The sequence below is a fragment of the Cupriavidus sp. GW823-FHT07A04 genome (assembly GCF_058794615.1).
In genome coordinates, this window is record NZ_JBXAHA010000006.1 from 277,053 (window position 1) to 296,113 (window position 19,061).

At 66.6% G+C, this 19,061-nt stretch carries 21 protein-coding genes; 7 read left to right on the plus strand and 14 right to left on the minus strand.

All coding sequences use genetic code 11. From position 1 onward, the window contains the following. Positions 1–69: 69 nt before the first annotated feature. The 12 genes from AC1Q7Q_RS12910 to AC1Q7Q_RS12965 form a co-directional block, all read right to left on the minus strand. Positions 70–1,017, minus strand: coding sequence for a CysB family HTH-type transcriptional regulator (locus AC1Q7Q_RS12910; protein WP_441630199.1), 948 nt, complete (start codon positions 1,015–1,017; stop codon positions 70–72). Next, positions 1,014–2,138: a sulfate/molybdate ABC transporter ATP-binding protein gene (locus AC1Q7Q_RS12915; RefSeq protein ID WP_174427321.1), complete on the minus strand. Its 1,125-nt coding sequence runs from the start codon at positions 2,136–2,138 to the stop codon at positions 1,014–1,016. Before AC1Q7Q_RS12915 ends, AC1Q7Q_RS12910 begins: the two co-directional genes overlap by 4 nt. Continuing rightward, the gene (cysW, locus tag AC1Q7Q_RS12920) at positions 2,135–3,076 is read right to left on the minus strand and encodes a sulfate ABC transporter permease subunit CysW (protein WP_416048845.1); all 942 of its coding nucleotides are present in this window, start codon (positions 3,074–3,076) and stop codon (positions 2,135–2,137) included. Before cysW ends, AC1Q7Q_RS12915 begins: the two co-directional genes overlap by 4 nt. Position 3,077: 1 nt before the next feature. Continuing rightward, entirely contained in the window at positions 3,078–4,022 is a 945-nt protein-coding gene (cysT, locus tag AC1Q7Q_RS12925; protein WP_492371641.1) for a sulfate ABC transporter permease subunit CysT, read from the minus strand. Positions 4,023–4,212: 190 nt separating this feature from the next. After that, the gene (locus AC1Q7Q_RS12930) at positions 4,213–4,923 is read right to left on the minus strand and encodes an RBBP9/YdeN family alpha/beta hydrolase (protein WP_416048847.1); all 711 of its coding nucleotides are present in this window, start codon (positions 4,921–4,923) and stop codon (positions 4,213–4,215) included. Continuing rightward, a complete protein-coding gene (locus AC1Q7Q_RS12935; RefSeq protein WP_492371640.1) occupies positions 4,920–5,822 on the minus strand; it encodes an EAL domain-containing protein in 903 nt (300 codons plus the stop codon). The genes AC1Q7Q_RS12930 and AC1Q7Q_RS12935 overlap by 4 nt, the downstream gene beginning before the upstream one ends. 41 nt (positions 5,823–5,863) lie before the next feature. After that, entirely contained in the window at positions 5,864–6,079 is a 216-nt protein-coding gene (locus AC1Q7Q_RS12940) for a TOBE domain-containing protein (protein ID WP_006161487.1), read from the minus strand. Between the two features lie 225 nt (positions 6,080–6,304). After that, positions 6,305–7,180: an ATP-binding cassette domain-containing protein gene (locus AC1Q7Q_RS12945; RefSeq protein WP_492371639.1), complete on the minus strand. Its 876-nt coding sequence runs from the start codon at positions 7,178–7,180 to the stop codon at positions 6,305–6,307. A gap of 26 nt (positions 7,181–7,206) precedes the next feature. Further along, positions 7,207–8,016, minus strand: a complete 810-nt coding sequence (gene ssuC, locus AC1Q7Q_RS12950) for an aliphatic sulfonate ABC transporter permease SsuC (RefSeq protein WP_043347110.1) — start codon at positions 8,014–8,016, stop codon at positions 7,207–7,209. Between the two features lie 9 nt (positions 8,017–8,025). Then, on the minus strand, positions 8,026–9,189 hold the full coding sequence (gene ssuD / locus AC1Q7Q_RS12955) for an FMNH2-dependent alkanesulfonate monooxygenase (RefSeq protein WP_492371638.1): 1,164 nt from the start codon (positions 9,187–9,189) through the stop codon (positions 8,026–8,028). 12 nt (positions 9,190–9,201) lie between these two features. After that, entirely contained in the window at positions 9,202–9,345 is a 144-nt protein-coding gene (locus AC1Q7Q_RS12960; protein WP_492371637.1) for a hypothetical protein, read from the minus strand. Between the two features lie 63 nt (positions 9,346–9,408). After that, on the minus strand, positions 9,409–10,416 hold the full coding sequence (locus tag AC1Q7Q_RS12965; RefSeq protein WP_492371636.1) for a sulfate ABC transporter substrate-binding protein: 1,008 nt from the start codon (positions 10,414–10,416) through the stop codon (positions 9,409–9,411). A gap of 438 nt (positions 10,417–10,854) precedes the next feature. Between AC1Q7Q_RS12965 and AC1Q7Q_RS12970 the strand changes: the two genes are divergently transcribed. Further along, positions 10,855–11,250, plus strand: coding sequence for a cupin domain-containing protein (locus tag AC1Q7Q_RS12970; protein WP_416050504.1), 396 nt, complete (start codon positions 10,855–10,857; stop codon positions 11,248–11,250). An 85-nt stretch (positions 11,251–11,335) separates the two neighbouring features. Here the strand turns inward: AC1Q7Q_RS12970 and AC1Q7Q_RS12975 are convergent, their stop codons facing one another. Next, positions 11,336–12,298 (minus strand): LysR family transcriptional regulator, encoded by a 963-nt coding sequence (locus AC1Q7Q_RS12975; protein WP_492371635.1) that lies wholly within the window; start codon positions 12,296–12,298, stop codon positions 11,336–11,338. A gap of 198 nt (positions 12,299–12,496) precedes the next feature. On the opposite strand from AC1Q7Q_RS12975, the gene AC1Q7Q_RS12980 reads away from it, so the two are divergent. The 5 genes from AC1Q7Q_RS12980 to AC1Q7Q_RS13000 all read left to right on the plus strand — a co-directional run bounded on the left by AC1Q7Q_RS12980 (position 12,497) and on the right by AC1Q7Q_RS13000 (position 17,160). Further along, on the plus strand, positions 12,497–13,471 hold the full coding sequence (locus AC1Q7Q_RS12980; protein WP_492371634.1) for a Bug family tripartite tricarboxylate transporter substrate binding protein: 975 nt from the start codon (positions 12,497–12,499) through the stop codon (positions 13,469–13,471). A 126-nt stretch (positions 13,472–13,597) separates the two neighbouring features. Beyond that, a complete protein-coding gene (locus AC1Q7Q_RS12985) occupies positions 13,598–14,824 on the plus strand; it encodes a CaiB/BaiF CoA transferase family protein (RefSeq protein WP_492371633.1) in 1,227 nt (408 codons plus the stop codon). Between the two features lie 14 nt (positions 14,825–14,838). Next, positions 14,839–15,618 carry an enoyl-CoA hydratase/isomerase family protein gene (locus AC1Q7Q_RS12990; protein ID WP_492371632.1) on the plus strand — a complete coding sequence of 260 codons (780 nt, stop codon included), beginning with the start codon at positions 14,839–14,841 and terminating at the stop codon, positions 15,616–15,618. A gap of 57 nt (positions 15,619–15,675) precedes the next feature. After that, on the plus strand, positions 15,676–16,659 hold the full coding sequence (locus AC1Q7Q_RS12995; RefSeq protein WP_492371631.1) for a tripartite tricarboxylate transporter substrate binding protein: 984 nt from the start codon (positions 15,676–15,678) through the stop codon (positions 16,657–16,659). Positions 16,660–16,662: 3 nt separating this feature from the next. Next, the gene (locus tag AC1Q7Q_RS13000) at positions 16,663–17,160 is read left to right on the plus strand and encodes a MaoC family dehydratase (RefSeq protein ID WP_492371630.1); all 498 of its coding nucleotides are present in this window, start codon (positions 16,663–16,665) and stop codon (positions 17,158–17,160) included. A 135-nt stretch (positions 17,161–17,295) separates the two neighbouring features. Here the strand turns inward: AC1Q7Q_RS13000 and AC1Q7Q_RS13005 are convergent, their stop codons facing one another. Continuing rightward, positions 17,296–17,994 (minus strand): peroxiredoxin-like family protein, encoded by a 699-nt coding sequence (locus tag AC1Q7Q_RS13005; RefSeq protein ID WP_492371629.1) that lies wholly within the window; start codon positions 17,992–17,994, stop codon positions 17,296–17,298. A 162-nt stretch (positions 17,995–18,156) separates the two neighbouring features. On the opposite strand from AC1Q7Q_RS13005, the gene AC1Q7Q_RS13010 reads away from it, so the two are divergent. Then, positions 18,157–19,050, plus strand: coding sequence for a LysR family transcriptional regulator (locus AC1Q7Q_RS13010; RefSeq protein ID WP_492371628.1), 894 nt, complete (start codon positions 18,157–18,159; stop codon positions 19,048–19,050). Positions 19,051–19,061 lie beyond the last annotated feature (11 nt).

A 19,061-nucleotide genomic window follows, 5' to 3' on the forward strand; every position in this document is an offset into this window, starting at 1 on the left:
CGAATCGCGAGGATGCGGCGCGATCGGCACCGGGCCTGCCCAGGTGCCGCTAGCCCGGGCTGTCTGCCGTCAGGCCTCGACCACCTGCCCGCCCGCCGGCTCGGACAGCGCGCTGCTGACCGTGTCGCGCGAGAGGTGCGGCGCGAACATGTTGATGAAGGCGTGCGCGTAGCCGCGCAGGTAGGCGCCGCGGCGCACGGCCACGCTGGTGGTGTTGGGCTCGAACAGATGGTCGGCCGCGATCCGCACCAGCCCGGCGTCCTTGCGTTCGTCGTATGCCATCGAGGCGATGATGCCCACGCCCAGCTCCAGCTCCGCGTAGGTCTTGATGACGTCCGCGTCCATCGCGGTCAGCACGATCTCCGGCTGCAGGCCGGCGGCGGCAAAGGCGCCATCGATCTTGCGGCGCCCGGTGAAGCCGGCATCGTAGGTAATGATCGGGAAGCCGGCGATGTCTTCCAGCGTCGGCTCCGGCAGGTGCGTCAGCGGGTGATCCGGCGAAACCACCAGCACGTGGCGCCAGGTATAGGCCTCGAACGAGGTCAGCCCGGCCTCGCTGGCCACCGCCTCGGTTGCGATACCGATATCGGCCTGGCCGCTCAGCACCAGCTCCACGATGTGCGCGGGCGAGGCTTCCTGCAGCGCCAGCGTCACATGGGGGTAGGCACGGCGAAAACTCTGCACCACCTTGGGCAAGGCATAGCGCGCCTGGGTGTGGGTGGTGGCCACCGTCAGGCGACCGGTATGGCGCCCGGCGAATTCGTCGCCCGCCTGGCGCAGGTTCTCGGCCTCGAGCAACAGGCGCTCGACGATGCGCACGATTTCGCGCCCGGGCTCGGTCAGGCCGGTCAGGCGCTTGCCGTAGCGCTCGAAGATCTCGACGCCGAGCTCTTCCTCCAGCTCGCGGATCTGGCGCGAGACGCCGGGCTGCGAGGTGTAGAGCGCATTGGCCACCTCAGTCAGGTTGAATTGGCGGCGCACCGCCTCGCGGATGGAACGCAGTTGCTGGAAGTTCATTGTGCGGCTCCTGCCGGCGTGCCCCTGGCGCTAGCCGGGGCGGATGAATGGGGTTGGACGAAGACACGCAGCCGGCGCGGCCGCACGGCGAGCAGCTCACCCTCGCGGAAGCCCTGGTGGCGGAAACGCTCGAGCGGCAGCGCCACTTCGATGACTTCCTGGGTGTCTTCACGTTCCAGTTCGAGCTGGGCCACGGGGCCCAGGGTGAGCGCGCGGCGCAGCGTCACGGCAATGCCGTCGGTGCCGGGCGAATAGCGCTCGAGGTCGAGATCGTGCGGGCGGACATAGGCCACGGCGTCGCCGGCGGTCTCATGGCCGCTGCCGATCACCGGCAGGATCGAATCGCCGGTATGCAGCAGGCCGCCCCGCTCCCCGACCTCAAGCCGGCCGTGGAACAGGTTGACGTTGCCGAGAAAGCCGAACACGAACGGCGTGGCCGGATGGTTGTAGACCGCCTCCGGCGTGCCCGCCTGCTCCACATGGCCGCGGTTCATCAGCACCACCTGGTCGGCCACTTCGAGCGCCTCTTCCTGGTCGTGGGTGACGAACACGCTGGTGACATGGAGCTCGTCGTGCAGGCGGCGCAGCCAGCGGCGCAGTTCCTTGCGCACCTTGGCGTCGAGCGCGCCGAACGGCTCGTCGAGCAGCAGCACGCGCGGCTCCACCGCCAGCGCGCGGGCCAGCGCAATGCGCTGGCGCTGGCCGCCGGACAACTGCGGCGGATAGCGCTCGGCCAGCCAGTCGAGCTGCACCAGTTCCAGCAGCGCGCGCACCTTGTCGCGGATCTGCGCCTCGCTGGGACGCTCGGCACGCGGCTTGACGCGCAGGCCGAAAGCCACGTTCTCGAACACCGTCATGTGCTTGAACAGCGCGTAATGCTGAAACACAAAACCGACCTGGCGCTGGCGCACATGCTGGTGCGAGGCATCGCGCCCTTCCAGCAGGATCTGGCCGGCGTCCGCGCGTTCCAGGCCGGCGATGATCCGCAGCAGCGTGGTCTTGCCGCAGCCCGAGGGCCCCAGCAACGCCGTCAGCTGGCCTTCATCGAAATCGAGGGTGACGTCGTCGAGCGCAACGAAATTGCCGAAGCGCTTCTGCACATTCTTGACCTGGATGCTCATGATGCCTGTCCTTGCAATTTGCCAGCGCTCGGGTTCTCCGGCGCAAAGTTCTCGTCTTCCCTGTGCTCGCGGCTCGCCCGGTACTCCACCAGCGTCTTGATGCCAAGCGTGACCAGGGCCAGCAGTGTGAGCAGCGACGCCACCGCAAAGGCGGCCGCGAAGTTGTATTCGTTGTAGAGAATCTCCACGTGCAGCGGCATGGTGTTGGTCAGGCCGCGGATATGGCCCGATACCACCGAAACCGCGCCGAACTCGCCCATCGCCCGCGCATTGCACAGGATCACGCCATACAGCAGGCCCCAGCGGATGTTGGGCAGCGTGATGCGGCGGAAGGTCTGCCAGCCCGAGGCGCCCAGCACGATGGCGGCCTCCTCCTCCTCGCTGCCCTGCGCCTGCATCAGCGGGATCAACTCGCGCGCCACAAACGGAAAGGTGACGAAGATGGTGGCCAGCACGATGCCCGGCACCGCGAACATGATCTTGATGTCGTGCGCCTCCAGCCACGGCCCCAGCCAGCCCTGCGCGCCGAACAGCAGCACATAGACCAGGCCGGAGATCACCGGCGACACCGAGAACGGCAGGTCGATCAGCGTGGTCAGCAGGCTCTTGCCGCGGAAATCGAACTTGGCGATGGCCCAGGACGCCGCCACGCCAAACACCACATTGAGCGGCACCGCGATGACGGCCACCAGCAAGGTGAGCTGGATCGCGGCCACGGCATCGGGCTCCACCAGCGAATCGAAATAAGTCTGCACGCCTTTGCGCAGCGCTTCATAAAACACCGAAGCCAGCGGGATGAACAGGAACAGCGCGAGGAACAGCACCGCGATCGCGATCAGGGTGTAGCGCACCCACGGCGCTTCACCCGTGGCATCCCGGAAACGCGTGGCGGCGGGGGCAGCACGGCCGCCCAGGCCCTTGGTAACGACGCCAGCCATTTCAGCTCTCCTTGTCCGGCGAGACGGACGCTCGCACGGCCTGGTGGTGGCGGCGCGTCCACGCTTGCAGCAGGTTGATCAGCAGCAGCAGCGCGAAGGAGATCACCAGCATCACCACCGCCACCGCGGTTGCGCCCGCGTAGTCGTATTGCTCCAGCTTGGAATAGATCATCAGCGGCGCGATCTCGGAGACCATCGGCATGTTGCCGGAGATGAATACCACCGAGCCGTACTCGCCGGTGCCTCGTGCGAACGACAGCGCAAACCCGGTCAGCAGCGCCGGCAGGATGGTTGGCAGGATCACGCGGACAAAGGTCTGCAGGCGCGTGGCGCCCAGGCTGGCCGCGGCTTCTTCCAGCTCCTGCTCCGCGTCTTCGAGCACCGGCTGCACCGTGCGCACCACGAACGGCAGCCCGATAAAGGTCAGCGCCACCACCACGCCCAGCGGGGTGAAGGCCACCTTGATGCCCAGCGGCTCCAGGTAGCGGCCGATCCAGCCGTTGCCGGCGAACAGCGCGGTCAGCGCAATGCCGGCCACCGCGGTGGGCAAGGCAAAGGGCAGATCGACCAGCGCATCGACCAGGCGCTTGCCGGGGAAGCGGTAGCGCACCAGCACCCAGGCCACGATCAGCCCGAACACCGTGTTCACGATGGCGGCGATCAGCGAGGCGCCGAAGCTCAGTTGCAGGGAGGCGACCACCCGGGGCGAGCTCACCGCGGCCCAGAAAGCCTCCCAGGTCATGGTGAAGGTCTTGAGGAAGGTGGCCGACAGCGGGATCAGGACGATCAGCGTCAGGTAGAACAGCGTGAAGCCCAGCGAGAGGCCAAAGCCTGGCAGCACGGTAAAGCGCTGCTTGCCTAGCTTGGGCGGCGCGCTCTTGCGCGCTTGGGGGGCATCCGGCCTCGCCGGGGGCGGATTGTCCGCCAGGGAAATCGAGGGTGGCATGTTGTCTCGTCTGTGCCGTCAGTGTCGTATCCGCCTCCGGAGAATGGCTTCCGGGCGGAATTCGCCGGAAACCGAAGCAGCGGGGGCGGCTTCTTTATGACGCCGGCGCATAACACACCGGCCTACGAGACAAATTTTGCAGATACCGCCTTATAAACAGAACGAATCTTTGCGTATGTTCTTAGGCGTTTTAGATATAAGGGAACGTGGACGACACTTCCAGCCCGCCTTCCCAAGGCCCGGCGCGGTCTCCGGACGGGCCGGCGCTGCCGTCCGCCTCGATCCGCTGGATCAAGGTATCGAGCAAGGCGAGCCCCTCGGGCCACTGGTCAAGCCCGGAATCGGCGTTAATGTGACCCAGCATGCCCGCGTCATGGAGCTCGCTGCCCCACAGCGTGCCCCAGCTGAACGCGGTGCGCTGCTGCATCCAGGGATCGTTGCGGCTGGCCACCAGGATGGTGGGAAACGGCAGCCGGTACGCGGGCAGCAGCCCGGCCACGCCAAACTTGTCGGGGTCTGCCGGCGCCACCAGCACCGCGCCCGCGATGCCCTCGGGGTCGAGCGCTGCCTGGCGCAAGGTGGCCAGGCAGCCGAAGCTGTGCGCCACCAGGATGGCCCCGCGCGGCGCCACGCGCTGCGCCCGCATGACGCTTTCCGACACGCGCTCGGCCCACAGCGGCAGGCTCGGGCGCGACCAGTCGTGCTGCTCCACGCGCTGCCAGTCCGGGAAGCGCTGCTCCCAACGGCTCTGCCAGTGGCCCGGGCCACTGCCATGCAACCCTGGCACTGTCAGGATCTGCAAGCCCTTGGGCACCTTCAACCGTACGTCGGCGGGTCGCGCGCTTGCGCCCGCCTGGCCGCCGCGCTGCTCCCGCGCGGCCGGCCTCTTCGTCTGCGTCATATCGGCTCCTTGGTCAACGCCATCGGGACGCCGCCGGATCCGCTCCGGGGCACCCCGCCCTTGAACTCCTGAATGCCAGCCTCGCCGGACACTGCATGCAGGTGGCGCGCGCTCACCGCCGCGCCGGTGAAGCTGCCCTGCCCCAGCACGATGCCAGCGGCCTGCAGCCGCTCGGCGTTCTCGGCGTTCTCCAGCCGGCGCCCGATCAGCGTCACGCCGGCGCTGTCGGCGCTGGCCTGCAGCCCCGCCAGCTGGCGGTCGGTCCAATTGCGGCGCATGTCCAGCTTGAGCCAGTCGGGCAACGCGTGCGCCATCAGCGCGCCGGCTTCCGCCGGGTCCGATGCCTGCAGGCTCACCGCAAAGCCGTTGCGGCGGTAGTTGCCCACCACATGCAGCAGCAGCGGCAGGTCGTCGTTGGCGCTGGCCGGCACCTGGATCACGAACCGGTCCAGCGGCAGGCCGAGCGACTGCAGCGCGCGCCGGAAGGCCGCGCCGTGATCGTCGGCCACGGCGGCCAGCAACCGGTTGTGCACGTTGAGCACCAGCTTGCGATCGCCATCGGCCGCGAAATAATTGATGGCATGCACCAGGCGCGAGAGCCGGTCAAGCGAGACCAGCGAGGCATCGTCCGCCGCCATCGCAAACAGCTTCCATGCGGTCAGGCCGACGCCGTCGCCGGCGTATGTGCGCAGCGTGCCTTCGTGCGCCACCACGTCGCGGCTGGACAGGGTGATGAGCGGCTCGAACGCGCTGGTCAGCGAGCAGTTATAGAACTGGCCCTGCACCTGCCCACGCTCGTCGCGCCACAGCTGGCGATCGCTCTCCGGGCGGCGCGGCAGCCCTTCCAGATAGTGGGTGAGCGCCGTCGGTGCCGCGCCTGCTTCGTTCGCGCTTGCCATTGCGATTTCCTTTGCGTTGCGCTTGCGCCTCGGGCGAGGCTTCAAAGCTTGGCCAGGGATACCTCGGTAGCCTTGACCAGGGCAACGACTTCGCTGCCGATGGTAAGGCCGAGGTCCTTGACCGAGCGGGTGGTGATGACCGAGGTGACGATGCCGGCCGGCGTCTCGACGTCGACCTCCGAGACCACAGGGCCTTCGATGATGGCGGCAACCTTGCCGCGGAACTGGTTACGTACGTTGATTGCCTGAATGCTCATGATAGAAGTTCCTTTGCGTGAGTGAAAATGAGAAATGCGTAAAACCTGGGTTCAGCGGATGGCCCCGCGCGGGTGAGTGACGTTGCCCGCTCACCCATGAGCTGCCACCGCTTGCGCGGGTTGCGCCGGCATCGCTCGAGGCTGGCCGCGCGTCCGTTGTTTCATGCTTGTTTGCTGCTTCCTTGGCGGGCTGCCCGCATTGCTGCCTGCGCCGCTGCTTGCACCCTAGATCGCCCAGCGCACTGAATCGAACGTGCGCGCCACCGACCAGTCCACTGCAGGCAACAATGCTTGCCCGTGCTGGCTCTCATCGACAGCCGGCGTGCCCTCACGCCGCATCACCCGGCGCAGCACCGCGTCCTCCAGTTGCGCGAACGCCGCCGAGCCGCGCTGGCGCGGACGCGGCAGCGCCACCCTCTGGTCCAGCGCGATGCGGCCGTCTTCGATCAGCACCACGCGGTCGGCCAGTGCTACCGCTTCCGATACATCGTGGGTGACCAGCAGCGCCGTGAAGCCCAGGCGCTGCCACAAGGCTTCGATCAAGCCCTGCATCTCGATGCGGGTCAGCGCATCCAGCGCGCCCAGCGGCTCGTCCAGCAGCAGCAAGCGCGGGTGATGCACCAGCGCGCGCGCCAGTGCCACACGCTGGCGCTGCCCGCCCGACAGGCGCGCCGGCCACTCGCCCGCTCGCTCGGCCAGGCCAACCTGGCCCAGTACCCTGGCCGCATCGGCCAGCCGCGCGCGCGGCAGCCCCAGCGCCACGTTGTCCAGTACCGTCTTCCACGGCAGCAGGCGAGCGTCCTGGAACATCACCCGGACCGCCTCGCGCTGCCTGTTGCCAGGTGCGCCGTCCAGCGTCACGCCACCGCCGTCACTGTCTTCCAGGCCGCCCACCAGCCGCAGCAAGGTGCTCTTGCCGCAACCGCTGCGGCCCACGATGGCCAGGAACTCGCCGGGCGCGGCCTGCAGGTCGATGCCGTGCAGCACCTCGCGCCCGCCGTAGCGCTTCACCACCTGCTGCACGCGCAGCGCGAGGCCTTTGCCATCCTGGCTGGCAGGCACATCGGCCAGCGCGGCTTGCTCGATCAGGTTGCTTTGCATATCGGGTTCTCCTTGGCCGGCGGCGCTCAGTGCGCCTGGTAGCCGGGGTGCCAGCGCAGCCAGAACCGCTCCAGCCCGCGTGACAGCAGATCCGCCAGCTTGCCCAGCAGCGCGTAGAGCAGGATGCCCACCAGCACTACGTCGGTCTGCAGGAACTCGCGCGCATTCATGGTCATGTAGCCGATGCCCGACTGCGCCGAGATGGTCTCGGCCACGATCAGGATCACCCACATCAGGCCGAGCGAGAAACGCACGCCGACCAGGATGTTGGGCAAGGCGCCCGGCAGGATCACCTCGCGGTAAAGGCGCCAGCCCGACAGGCCGTAGCTCTTCGCCATCTCGATCAGCCCGGGGTCGACCGCGCGGATGCCGTGGTAGGTGTTCAGGTAGATCGGGAAAAACACGCCCAGCGAAACCAGGAACAGCTTGGCGGTCTCGTCGATGCCGAACCACAGGATCACCAGCGGGATCAGCGCCAGCGGCGGAATGTTGCGCACCATCTGCAAGGTGCTGTCGAGCAGGGTCGCGGCCGGCCGGAAGGTGCCCGTCAGCAGGCCCAGCGCCAGCCCGAAGCCGCCGCCGATGGTGAAGCCGAGCACGGCGCGCCAGGTACTGACCCACACGTGGCGCCACAGCTCGCCGGTCACGGACAGGCCCCAGGCGGCCTTCACCACGTCGAGCGGCGCCGGCAGGATGCGGTTGGACAGCCAGCCCAACTGCGAGGCCAGTTGCCAGGCCGCCACCAGCAGCACCGGCACGATCCAGGGCGCGGCCGAGCGAGCGGCATGGCGCAGCCAGTCAGGGTTGCGCGCGGGCAGGGTCAAGGGAGCGGACATGGTTGCCTCCTAAGCGCGCGCCGCGCGCGGCACGATGCCGGTTGCCATGACTTCGCCGAAGGGGCCGGACAGCACCTTGCCCTGCAGCTTGTCGCGCACCGAGCGCGGCAGCAGCGGAAAGACCAGTTCGGCGAAGCGATAGGCTTCTTCCAGATGCGGGTAGCCGGACAGCACGAAGGTATCGATGCCCAGCGCTGCGTACTCCTTGATGCGCGCCGCCACGATGTGCGGGTCGCCCACCAGTGCCGTGCCCGCGCCGCTGCGCACCAGGCCCACGCCGGCCCACAGGTTGGGGCTGATCTCCAGCTCCGCGCGGCTGCGTGCGCCGCCACCGGCATGCAGCGCGGCCATGCGGCGCTGCCCTTCGGAATCCATCTTGCCGATCACCGCCTGTGCGCGCGCCACCGTCGCATCGTCAAGCTTGCTGATCAACCGGTCGGCCGCGGCCCATGCCTCGTCCTCGGTCTCGCGCACGATCACGTGCAGGCGGATGCCGAACTTCACGCTACGCCCATGGCGCGCCGCGCGCTGGCGCACGTCGGCGAGTTTCTTGGCGACCTCCGCCGGCGGCTCGCCCCAGGTCAGGTAGGTATCCACCTGCTCGGCCGCGAGCTCGTGCGCGGCGGCCGAGGAGCCACCAAAGTACACCGGCGGATGCGGACGCTGCAGCGGCGGGAACAACACCTTCGCGCCCTTGACCTTGAGATGCTTGCCCTCATAGTCGAGCTCGGCGCTTTCATGGCTGGCGGCCAACACCTCACGCCAGATACGGATGAACTCGGCCGAAGCTTCATAGCGCTCGGCATGGTCCAGGAACAGGCCATCGCCCTCCAGCTCTGATACATCGCCGCCCGTCACCAGGTTCACCAGCAGGCGTCCGCCCGAGAGGCGGTCGAATGTCGCCGCCATGCGCGCGGCCAGCGTGGGCGCCATCAGCCCCGGGCGCACCGCCACCAGGAAGCGCAGCCGGGAGGTGACCGCGGCCAGCGTGGAGGCCACCACCCACGGATCCTCGCAGGAGCGGCCGGTAGGAATCAGCACGCCTTCGTAGCCAAGCGTATCGGCCGCGGTAGCGATCTGCTTCAGGTAATCGATATTGACCTCGCGCGCCCCTTCGGAGGTGCCGAGGTAGCGGCTGTCGCCGTGCGTGGGGATAAACCAGAAGACCTGCATGTCCGTGCCTCTTCAGCTCTGTTTGTGGATCGTGGCCGTCCGGCCCTCGCCTGCCGCATCCAGGCCGATCACCAGCAAGGCAGCGCCCAGTGCGCCGGTGACTAGCGCCACCAGCAGTACATGCTTGGCAGGGCGCGGCGGGGCGCTGGCTCGCATCGGCATCGAAATAGGAATAGGAGTAGGAAGCGGGGATACGGCACGGAAGCCGGCGGCTACGTCTTACTTCTTGCCAGGCTGGTAGACCTGGTCGAACGAGCCGCCGTCGGCGAAGTGCGCCTTCTGCGCTTTCTGCCAGCCGCCAAAGGCCTCATCGATGGTGAACAGCTTGACCTTGGGGAAGTTGCTCGCATACTTGGCGGCAATCTTCTCCGAGATCGGGCGGTAGTAATTCTTGGCCGCGATTTCCTGGCCCTCGTCGGTGTAAAGGAACTGCAGGTAGGCTTCGGCCACCTTGCGCGTGCCCTTCTTGTCCACCACCTTGTCCACCACCGCCACCGGCGGCTCGGCCAGGATGGAGATCGACGGCGCGACGATGTCGAACTTGTCCGGGCCCAGTTCCTTGATCGCCAGGATGGCCTCGTTTTCCCAGGCAATCAGCACATCGCCCAGGCCGCGCTCGACGAAGGTGGTGGTGGCGCCGCGGGCGCCGGAATCCAGCACCGGCACGTTCTTCAGCAACTGGCCGACGAACTCCTTGGCCTTTTGCTCGTTGCCGCCCGGCTGGCGCAGCGCGTAGCCCCAGGCCGCCAGGTAATTCCAGCGCGCGCCACCCGAGGTCTTCGGGTTAGGCGTGATCACCTGCACGCCCGGCTTGACCAGGTCGCTCCAGTCCTTGATGCCCTTGGGGTTGCCCTTGCGCACCAGGAACACGATGGTCGAGGTATAGGGCGACGCATTGTGCGGCAGGCGCTTTTGCCAGTCCGGCTTGAGCAAGCCCTTCTCGGCGATGGCGTCGATGTCATAGCCCAGCGCCAGCGTGACCACATCCGCATCCAGCCCATCGATCACCGAACGCGCCTGCTTGCCCGAGCCGCCATGCGACTGGCGGATGGTCAGCGTGTCGCCGCCCTTGGCCTTCCACGCCTTGGCGAAGGCGGCGTTCACGTCCACATACAGCTCCCGCGTGGGATCGTACGAAACGTTCAGGAGGGCGGTGTTGGCCCAGGCGGTCTGGGTGGAACCGATGACGGCCAGTGCCGCGAGTCCGATGGCCAGCTTGCGAATCATGTGTCTTGCTCCCGTATTCTCGTCGTGAAATGGCGCGTGCGCGCCGCGTTTCATGGCCCTCCTTGTGTGGGAAGGCTTGCGTCAGGGATGAAGACTACCGAGGGGCCTATCTGAAAGGAACGAATGGTTTCGCCGATCCTTGCACGTTTTCCGCATAAGATTCGACGGAAATATGAACATGCTGGAGGGGGTGGTAGCGCGGCTCGCAGAGGCAAGACACTGGCACCGGCCACCAAAAAAATGTGCATCAAACGACATATCACGCAGGTGAGGCAATTTCACGAGCCAGCTGCTAGCATGTCCGACATTGAGCGGCATGCAGCCGCCCTGCCCACTTGAGCCCGGTTCCACGCGTCACCGGCGTGTTTCGCTTTCCAGGGGACATGCCTTCTGTAGTCCAACGCAGCAGAAGAAGACCATAACGGGAGAAGACAGATGATGAAGATCCGGATTCTGGGTGTGCTGGCGGGCATCGGCCTGTCGATCGCGTCCGGCGCCGTGCTGGCGCAGAACAGCGGCCTCACGCGCACGCTGGTCGGCAAGGCCGACGTTTCCGTGCCGGGGCGCGAAGCGGTAGTGGCGCGCGTGGAGCTGGCGCCAGGGATCTATGCCGGACGGCATACGCACCCGGGAGACGAGATCAGCTATGTGGCCGAGGGACAGGCCGAGTTGCTGGTCGAGGGGCAGCCACCTCGCCTCATCAAGGCGGGCGAGTCGTTCGTGGTGCCCGCGGGCGTTGTGCATGACGCCCACAATTCCGGCACGGCACCGACCCGGCTGATTGGCGTGTACGTTGTCGAGAAGGGCAAGCCGCTGGCCACGCCCGCGCCCTGAGTTCAGCGCAGCGGCATCCCGGGGCGGCCAGCACACCAGCCTGTATCGACGCTGGCCGCCCCGGCTCACCACCTGGACATTGCCGTCAGCGGCCTGCGCTGTTGACGCGGGCCGGCCACTGTCCGTCGGCGATCAGCGCGCGAACCGTTTCCATCAGCAGATCCAGCACCGCAGAGACCGCGATCGACAGTGGCATGGTGGCGGAGCGGCACAGATAGACCGGGCGCGACATGCTCGGATGGGTGATCCGCGCCGCGGACAGCAAGCCATTGTGCAACTCCTCGCAGACCGATGCGTAGGAGAGGATCGTGCACCCCACGCCTGCCGCGGCGAGATTGATGAGTTGCGGTATGGCATTCACCTCCGCCAGCACCGAGAGCGCGACCTGGTGAGCGCGCAGATACCCATCGATCAACGCGCGCAGGCCATGCTCGCCGGCGGGCAGGATCATGGGGAAGCGATGCAGGTCCTTGAACCGCACCGTCTTCGCCAGATCGGCTCCGCGCTTGCGGGCATCGGCGAACTGCCCCGGGGGCGCCAGCAAGACAAGATCCTCGTCGACCACGTGCTCGAACAGCAGGCCGGAGCCAGCGTCCGCCTGGAAGGTCAGGCCAATATCGACGCGCCCGCTAAGCAGATGGTCGGGGATGTACCCGGTGCTGAGCTCCACCACCTGCAACTGGACCTTAGGCCAGCGCCGGATGGCCTCGCGCACCAGCGGCACGGTCAGGATCTTTGCCATGGATTGCGGCAGGCCGATCGCGACCCTGCCCGCGGGATCGGTCACCAGGTCACGTACGTCCTCGCAGGCGACGTCGAGCCGCTTGAGGATATCCCTGGCGTGGCTCTCGAATCTCAGCCCGGCGGCAGTCAGGACGACACCCTTGTGGCTGCGCATGAAGAGGGCCACGCCAAGATCCTGCTCGATGTGCTTGATCTGGAGACTCAGCGCCGGTTGCGCGAGATGCATGTTCTGCGCAGCCCGGGAGATCGATCCCGCCGACACCACCGCCAGAAAGCATCTGAGTCCACGTACATCGATCGGCATAAGCAAGTCTCCGCATGTGACACCACAGGGCCTGCCGGGGCGGCGGCACGATGGCAGCAAGGTCCAGCCGGGTATAGCATGAAAATATACCGCATATCAAAAATCTATCTTGGACATATAGCGGTACCGAAGCCCATAGTGATGCCAGCTGCCGCGCAACGCACGCGGATGCCAAGACCGATAATCCACGGAGACTCAATGGGACTCAGCCGCCGTACTTTCCTGACGGGCGCAGCCGCATCCTTGCTCGCCTCGTCGCTCCACGCCGAGCAATGGCCGTCGCGGCCAATCAAGCTTGTCGTCCCGTTCGCGGCGGGTGGCCCCGGCGACTTCGTGGCACGCCTGATTGCCATACCGCTGGGCAACCGGCTCGGCCAGCCCGTGGTGATCGAGAACAAGCCCGGCGCCGGCGGCAATCTCGGCACGCAGAATGTGCTCGACGCCAACGCCGATGGCTATACGCTGCTGCTGAACACGGTCGGCATGCATGCGGTCAACCCGCTGCTGTTTCCCGACTTGCGGTTTCGCCCGCAACGCGACCTGGTGGCCATCGGCGTGGTTGCGACGGTGCCGAACGTGCTGGTGGTGCATCCAACCAAGCTGGGGGTCAGCTCCCTGGCGGAACTGGTCCGTGTCGGCAAACAACGGCCGGACAATCTCACCTATGCCACCTTCGGCGCGGGAAGCTCTCCGCATATCTATGGCGCGCTGCTGCAGAAGGCCGCGGGCTTCACCGCGGTGGCCGTGCCCTACAAGGGCAGCGCGCCGGCAAGCACGGATGTCATGGCCGGGAATGTGGATTTCCTTTTCGACAGCATGACCACCTCCATCGGCCAGATACAGGGTGGCAAGCTCAAGGCCCTGGCGATCACTTCCGCTGCGCGTTCGCCCCTGCTGCCGGATGTGCCGACGCTGCAGGAAGCCGGCTATCCGGCGCTGGACCTGAAGTTCTGGCTGTCGTTGCAGGCTTCCGCGAAGACGCCGCCCGCCATCGTCGAGACACTGCGCCAGGCCGTGGCGCAAAGCGCGGGCGATCCAGGCTACGGCCATGCGCTGATTGCGCGGGGAGCCGAGCCATTCCACATGGCGCCCGCCGATGTGCAGGCCTATGTGAATCGCGATACCGCCCGATGGACGGCCCTGGCCCGCTCCATCGATATCAAACCCGAGTAGCCGCCCCGACTCACCCGGCATCCCATTGCCACAACACGACGCCGGACCTGCGCCCGCGACTCCGGGCGGCGTCCGCCGTCGATCCGGCCATTGATCCCGCCGTTGATCTGTTTTGGAGACACATCCATGATCGCATTGCAGGGCATTCGCGTCCTCGACTTGAGCAAAGTGCTCGCCGGCCCCTTGTGCGGACAGTATCTGGGCGAACTTGGCGCCGAAGTCATCAAGGTCGAGCCGCTCGGCAGCGGCGACGATACGCGTGCCTGGCTGCCGCAGGATCGCGGGCAGTCCGCCACCTTTCTCGCCGTCAATCACAACAAGCGCAGTCTCGCCGTTGACCTCAAGACCAGCGAGGGCAGGCAGATCGTCCAGACGCTGGCGGCCAAGGCGGACGTCGTGCTGCAAGGCTTCGGCAGTGGCGCCGCCGCCAGGCTCGGTGTTGACTACGACACGCTGTCCGCGTTGAACCCGGCCCTGATCTACTGCGAGATCTCTGGCTACGGACGCACGGGCCCGCTGGGCCAGGAACCCGGCTACGACGTCATGCTGCAGGCATTCAGCGGCATGATCAGCACGATGGGCCAGGCCGGCGGCCAGCATGCGCGCGCCAGCTTTTCGCCGGTGGACCTGGGCACCGGCATGCATGCGTTCAGTGGCATCCTGGCGGCACTGATCGAGCGCCAGAAGACCGGCCACGGCATGCACCTGGAGGTGTCCCTGCTGGATACGGCGATGGGTTTCATGGGCTATCTCGCCCAGAACTATTGGCTCGGCGGCAAGGTGCCGCGGGCCATGGGCACCGCGCATCCGGCCATGGCGCCCTACCAGGTGTTCGACGCAGCCGACGGGCCGGTGATGATCGGCGTCGGCAACGACGCGCAGTGGCGGCGCTTCTGCCCGGTCGCCGGGTTGCAGGATGTGGCCGACGCACCGCGGTTCGCCACCAATGCGGCCCGTGTCGCGCACTTCACCGAAACCGTCGAGATGGTCCAGGCGCGTATTCGGACCCAGCCGGTTGCCTACTGGATCGACGCATTGCGCAAGGCTGGCGTGGCTTGCTCCCCGATCCACACGCTGGACCAGGCGCTGGCGCACCCTCAAGTGGCCGAGCGCGCGCTGATCGCCGAGTCTGAGCATCCGGTGCTGGGCAAGATAAGGAATATGGGCTTGCCCGTGCGCTTTCGCGGCGGCAGCCGGCAAGCGCACCGCGCGCCGCCTTTGCTGGGCCAGCACACCGACGAGATCCTGTTGCAAGCGGGCTATACGCCCGAGTCCATTGAACGATTCAAGGCGCGCGGCGTGATTGCCAGCGCCGATGCCAGCAAAACCGGCGGCCTTTGCACGGCCGCATGACATCAGGAGTCACCATGCCTTCAGTCAATTCAGTCAGATATGAAGTGCGCGACAGGGTCGCGGAAATCCTCCTCGATAGCGCGCCGGTCAATGCCTTGAACGAGGCGATGATCGACGACGTGCTGGCGGCGCTGCGACGCGCGGCCCAGGACGATTCGGTCAGGGCCGTCATCCTGGGCAGCGCCCTGCCCCGGCGCTTTTGCGCCGGGCTGCGCCTCGATGCGCTGCACGGGGCGCAGCCGGCCCGGATCTATGGCCTGGTCGACAAGCTGTACAACGAACTGTGCGACGCGCAATTCAACCTGGGCAAGCCATCCATTGCCGCCGTGAACGGCACCGCCCGCGGCGGCGGCATGACGCTCGCGATCTCCTGCGACATGATCGTCGCCGCCGACACGGCCACCTTCGGCTATCCGGAGATCGACGTCGGGCTGACGCCCGCCATCCACTACACGCACCTGCCGCGTGTGATTGGCCGTCACCGGGCCTTCGACCTGCTTTTCACCGGACGCGCGTTCGACGCCGCCGAAGCCATGTCCCTCGGACTGGTCAGCCGCGTGGTGCCCGAGCAGGACGTCATGCGCGAGGCTAGAGCGCTTGCCCAGACCTTGTGCGCGAAATCTCCGGTCGTCGTCAAGATGGGACGCAAGGCCTTCATGCGCGCCAATGACAACGACTACCGGCGCGGCGTCGCCGCGGCGGTGGAAAGCTTCGGCAATGTGGTGGCAACGGACGATGCAAAGGAAGGTATCGCCGCGTTCGTGGAAAAGCGCAAGCCATCCTGGCAAGCCTGAGCGTGCCGGCATCAACAATCATTTAACAATCGCCCTCAACGGAAGCGGAGTGAACGCATGCGATTCCTGAACACCCTGCGCCGGAGCGCCCCCGCCATCCTTGTGCTGCTCGCAGCGCACCCCGGTGGCGCCAGCGCGAAGGATGCATGGCCCGCCCAGGCCGTGAGGCTCGTGGTGCCGTATGCAGCCGGCGGACCGACCGATGCCTTTGCGCGCGTGCTGGCTGAGCAATGGGGCAAGCAGCTGGGCGAGCCGATGATCGTGGAGAACCGCACGGGCGCCGGCACGGTGGTTGGCACCGACTATGTGGCCAAGGCCAAGCCGGATGGCTATGTGGTCCTGTTGACGACGGTGGCGCACGCTGTCAACGAGAGTATCGTGCCCCGTCTGCCCTACCGCACCACGCAGGACTTCGCGCCTGTCGGACTGGCGGCCAAGGCGCCCCTGGTCCTGCTGGTGAACAAGAACTTCCCAGCCAGGAATCTCCCCGAATTCCTGGCGTACGTCAAAGCGCATCCTGGGCAGATCAACTATGGGTCCGCCGGCAATGGCAGCGCACCGCATGTCGCGACCGAGCTGCTGAACCTCAAAGCCGCGCTGAAGACCACGCACATCCCGTATCGCGGCACCGGGCCCGCCATGACCGACCTGATCGGCGGGCAGATCGGCTTCATGATCGACAGCGCGCCGACGGGACTCGCGCAGGTCCGCGCGGGAACAGTGCGGCTGATTGCCACGTCGATGCAAGCGCGCCTCGCACAGACACCGGACACGCCGGCCATCGCCGAAGCGGTACCCGACTACGAAGCCTATACGTGGAATGGCGCCTTCGTCCCCGCGGGAACGCCGGCGGCGGTGATCACCACGCTCAATGGTGCGTTGCGCCGTGCGCTTGCCGACCCCGGCCTCAAGAAGCGAGCCTTCGAGATGGGCCTGGTTCTCGAGTCCGATCCGACGCCGCAGGCACTCGCCGCGCACGTGGGCAGTGAGATCGCCAAATGGCGGACCGTCGCGCAGGCGGCCGATATCAAGGAGCCGTGAAGCATGACCCGACCCGACTTTGCAAGCGCATTCGACCCCAGCCAGCACCGCATGTGCGCACAGCGGTATTTCGAGGATTTCACCGTCGGGGAGCGCTTCGTACTGCCATCCCGCACCATGACCGATGCCATGTTTGCCGCGTTTCAACTCGCCAGCGGCGATAACCATCCCGTGCACTACGACGTGGAATACTGCCGCGCGCACGGCATGCCGCAACTGCTCGCCCATGGCTTCCAGGTCGTGATCCAGACGGCCGCCGGCGCCGGGCTCTTTCCACATATGGTCGAGGAATCGTTGAAGGGGTTCATCGACCAGAGCAGCCGCTTCCTGCATCCCGTCTTTGCCGGCGATACCCTCTACAGCACGCTGGAAGTCAGCGAACTCGCGCCGAACCGGAGCACCGGCGTGCTGACGATGCGTTCCACGGTGCATAACCAGTCCGCGATGCTCGTGATGGAAGGCACACAGCGCTACCTGTTGAAGAAGCGCCAGCCGGACTAGGTTCCTGCCGCAACCTGGAGCCCAGGGCCAGCGGTGCTCTCCTTGCGGCACCAGGGGACGCAGCCACACCTGCCGCGCACTCCCTGGGCCGCCGTGGCTAGCCGGCGGTACAATTCCGCCGGTCTTGCTCACCCATCACACCGACACAGGATGGTGCTGCCCTTGCCTGCCGCCCTTGGCGTGGCGCAGCGCCGGCAACATCTCGGAAGGCTCCGGCCGGTGCGTGTAGTCAGGATTGACCTCGGCATACAGGATGGTCCCATCCTGCCCGATCACGTAGCGCGCCGGCATCGGCAGCGTCCAGCTCGCGTCGCCATTGAAGGCGGGCAAGTCGTTCTTCAGTTGCTTGTACAGATCCACCAGATAGTCCGGCAGTGCGAAGCGCAGGCCAAACGCGGCAGCCACGTCGTTATGCGTGTCGCTGAGGATGGGAAAGCTGAGCTTGTTGGTGCGCACGGACTTGCGGCTATTGACCGCGTTCTGCGGCGAAATGGCCACCACGCTGGCGCCGGCTTCCCTGAACGCCGGCACGGCCTCCTCCAGCGCCTGCAGTTCCATATTGCAATACGGGCACCACACCCCGCGGTAGAAGCTGACGATGAGAGGCCCTTGCGCCAGTAGTTCCTCCGAGGGAACCGGTGCGCCCTCCGGGTCCGTCAGCGTGAAGACGGGCGCCTTGTCCCCCGCCTTCAGCGCGCGGCTTGCTTGTCCCGAGGCAATCAGTTGAGCGGTGGCCCGCTCCATGATGGGATGGATTTCCGGCGGTGCGAAATACGGTGCCTTGCCGGCCTTGAAGTCCGCCTTGAAGGCGTCGAGTTTTTGCTGCAGTGACATGATGACTACTCCATCTGATCCAAGTAAGCTGCTCGATGCGAAGGTGCACGTCGCTGGAATCATGTTCGGTCAAGCCGCTTCACGGCGGTAGGCGAGCCGCGGGAATATGATTCATTCTTTCTGGGCATAACCCGGCGGCAATCCAATGAGAGGAAGCGCATCGTGGACAGGATGACTGCCATGGAAACACTGGTTGCCGTCGTCGAGGCAGGCTCTTTCTCGGGCGCCGCGCGGCTGCTGAAGGTCGGGCAGCCCTCCGTATCGAAGTCGGTCGCACAACTGGAAGAACAGCTCGGCGTGCGGCTGCTCGTGCGGTCCACCCGCGGCCTGTCGCCGACCGAAGCAGGAAAGAATTTCTACGAACACGCCAAGCGCGCGATCGAGCAAGCGGATGCGGCGGAGCATGCGGCCAGGGGCTCGGGCACCAGTCTCTCCGGCCGCCTGCGCGTGACCGCGGCCGTCACCTTCGCGCGGCTGCATATCGTCCCGCACCTCAAAGCCTTCCTGGCCGAGCATCCGCAACTGGTGGTGGACGTGCTGCTGGAGGATGGCAATATCGACCTGCTTGAGCATGGAGTGGATGTCGCTCTGCGCATGGGCGCGCTGCGAGATTCGGCCATGACCGCCAGGAAGATCGCGCAGAGCCGGCGGGTCGTGGTCGGCACGCCGCGCTACTTTGCCGCTGCCGGCGAGCCAAAGGTGCCCGCCGACTTGCTCGCGCATGAGGCCATCGTCTACGACCGTGAGGGCGGCGGCGATGCCTGGGCATTTCGCCGGGACGGCGCCGAGGTATCCGTCGGGGTGTCCGGCCGCTTGCGGGTCACGGCCGCCGAGGGCGTGCGCGCCGCGGTGCTCGCGGATATCGGTGTGGCGATCGGCTCCGAATGGATGTTCGCGCCGGAACTGGCCAGCGGCGAAGTCAGACAGGTGCTCGCCGAATGGACGCTGGCACCGGTCGACCTCTGGGCGGTATTTCCGACCGGCCGCATGGCCAGCGCGAAGGTCAAGGCTTTTGTCGCGTTCGTGGAAGCGGCACTGCGCCGCGACATCGCTTAGCGAAGAGAAAA

Bases quoted from the DNA above. Each gene is read 5' to 3' on its own strand.
- AC1Q7Q_RS12910 (WP_441630199.1), bottom strand. From the start codon at position 1,017: ATGAACTTCCAGCAACTGCGTTCCATCCGCGAGGCGGTGCGCCGCCAA.
- AC1Q7Q_RS12915 (WP_174427321.1), bottom strand. From the start codon at position 2,138: ATGAGCATCCAGGTCAAGAATGTGCAGAAGCGCTTCGGCAATTTCGTT.
- cysW (WP_416048845.1), bottom strand. From the start codon at position 3,076: ATGGCTGGCGTCGTTACCAAGGGCCTGGGCGGCCGTGCTGCCCCCGCC.
- cysT (WP_492371641.1), bottom strand. From the start codon at position 4,022: ATGCCACCCTCGATTTCCCTGGCGGACAATCCGCCCCCGGCGAGGCCG.
- AC1Q7Q_RS12930 (WP_416048847.1), bottom strand. From the start codon at position 4,923: ATGACGCAGACGAAGAGGCCGGCCGCGCGGGAGCAGCGCGGCGGCCAG.
- AC1Q7Q_RS12935 (WP_492371640.1), bottom strand. From the start codon at position 5,822: ATGGCAAGCGCGAACGAAGCAGGCGCGGCACCGACGGCGCTCACCCAC.
- AC1Q7Q_RS12940 (WP_006161487.1), bottom strand. From the start codon at position 6,079: ATGAGCATTCAGGCAATCAACGTACGTAACCAGTTCCGCGGCAAGGTT.
- AC1Q7Q_RS12945 (WP_492371639.1), bottom strand. From the start codon at position 7,180: ATGCAAAGCAACCTGATCGAGCAAGCCGCGCTGGCCGATGTGCCTGCC.
- ssuC (WP_043347110.1), bottom strand. From the start codon at position 8,016: ATGTCCGCTCCCTTGACCCTGCCCGCGCGCAACCCTGACTGGCTGCGC.
- ssuD (WP_492371638.1), bottom strand. From the start codon at position 9,189: ATGCAGGTCTTCTGGTTTATCCCCACGCACGGCGACAGCCGCTACCTC.
- AC1Q7Q_RS12960 (WP_492371637.1), bottom strand. From the start codon at position 9,345: ATGCGAGCCAGCGCCCCGCCGCGCCCTGCCAAGCATGTACTGCTGGTG.
- AC1Q7Q_RS12965 (WP_492371636.1), bottom strand. From the start codon at position 10,416: ATGATTCGCAAGCTGGCCATCGGACTCGCGGCACTGGCCGTCATCGGT.
- AC1Q7Q_RS12970 (WP_416050504.1), top strand. From the start codon at position 10,855: ATGAAGATCCGGATTCTGGGTGTGCTGGCGGGCATCGGCCTGTCGATC.
- AC1Q7Q_RS12975 (WP_492371635.1), bottom strand. From the start codon at position 12,298: ATGCCGATCGATGTACGTGGACTCAGATGCTTTCTGGCGGTGGTGTCG.
- AC1Q7Q_RS12980 (WP_492371634.1), top strand. From the start codon at position 12,497: ATGGGACTCAGCCGCCGTACTTTCCTGACGGGCGCAGCCGCATCCTTG.
- AC1Q7Q_RS12985 (WP_492371633.1), top strand. From the start codon at position 13,598: ATGATCGCATTGCAGGGCATTCGCGTCCTCGACTTGAGCAAAGTGCTC.
- AC1Q7Q_RS12990 (WP_492371632.1), top strand. From the start codon at position 14,839: ATGCCTTCAGTCAATTCAGTCAGATATGAAGTGCGCGACAGGGTCGCG.
- AC1Q7Q_RS12995 (WP_492371631.1), top strand. From the start codon at position 15,676: ATGCGATTCCTGAACACCCTGCGCCGGAGCGCCCCCGCCATCCTTGTG.
- AC1Q7Q_RS13000 (WP_492371630.1), top strand. From the start codon at position 16,663: ATGACCCGACCCGACTTTGCAAGCGCATTCGACCCCAGCCAGCACCGC.
- AC1Q7Q_RS13005 (WP_492371629.1), bottom strand. From the start codon at position 17,994: ATGTCACTGCAGCAAAAACTCGACGCCTTCAAGGCGGACTTCAAGGCC.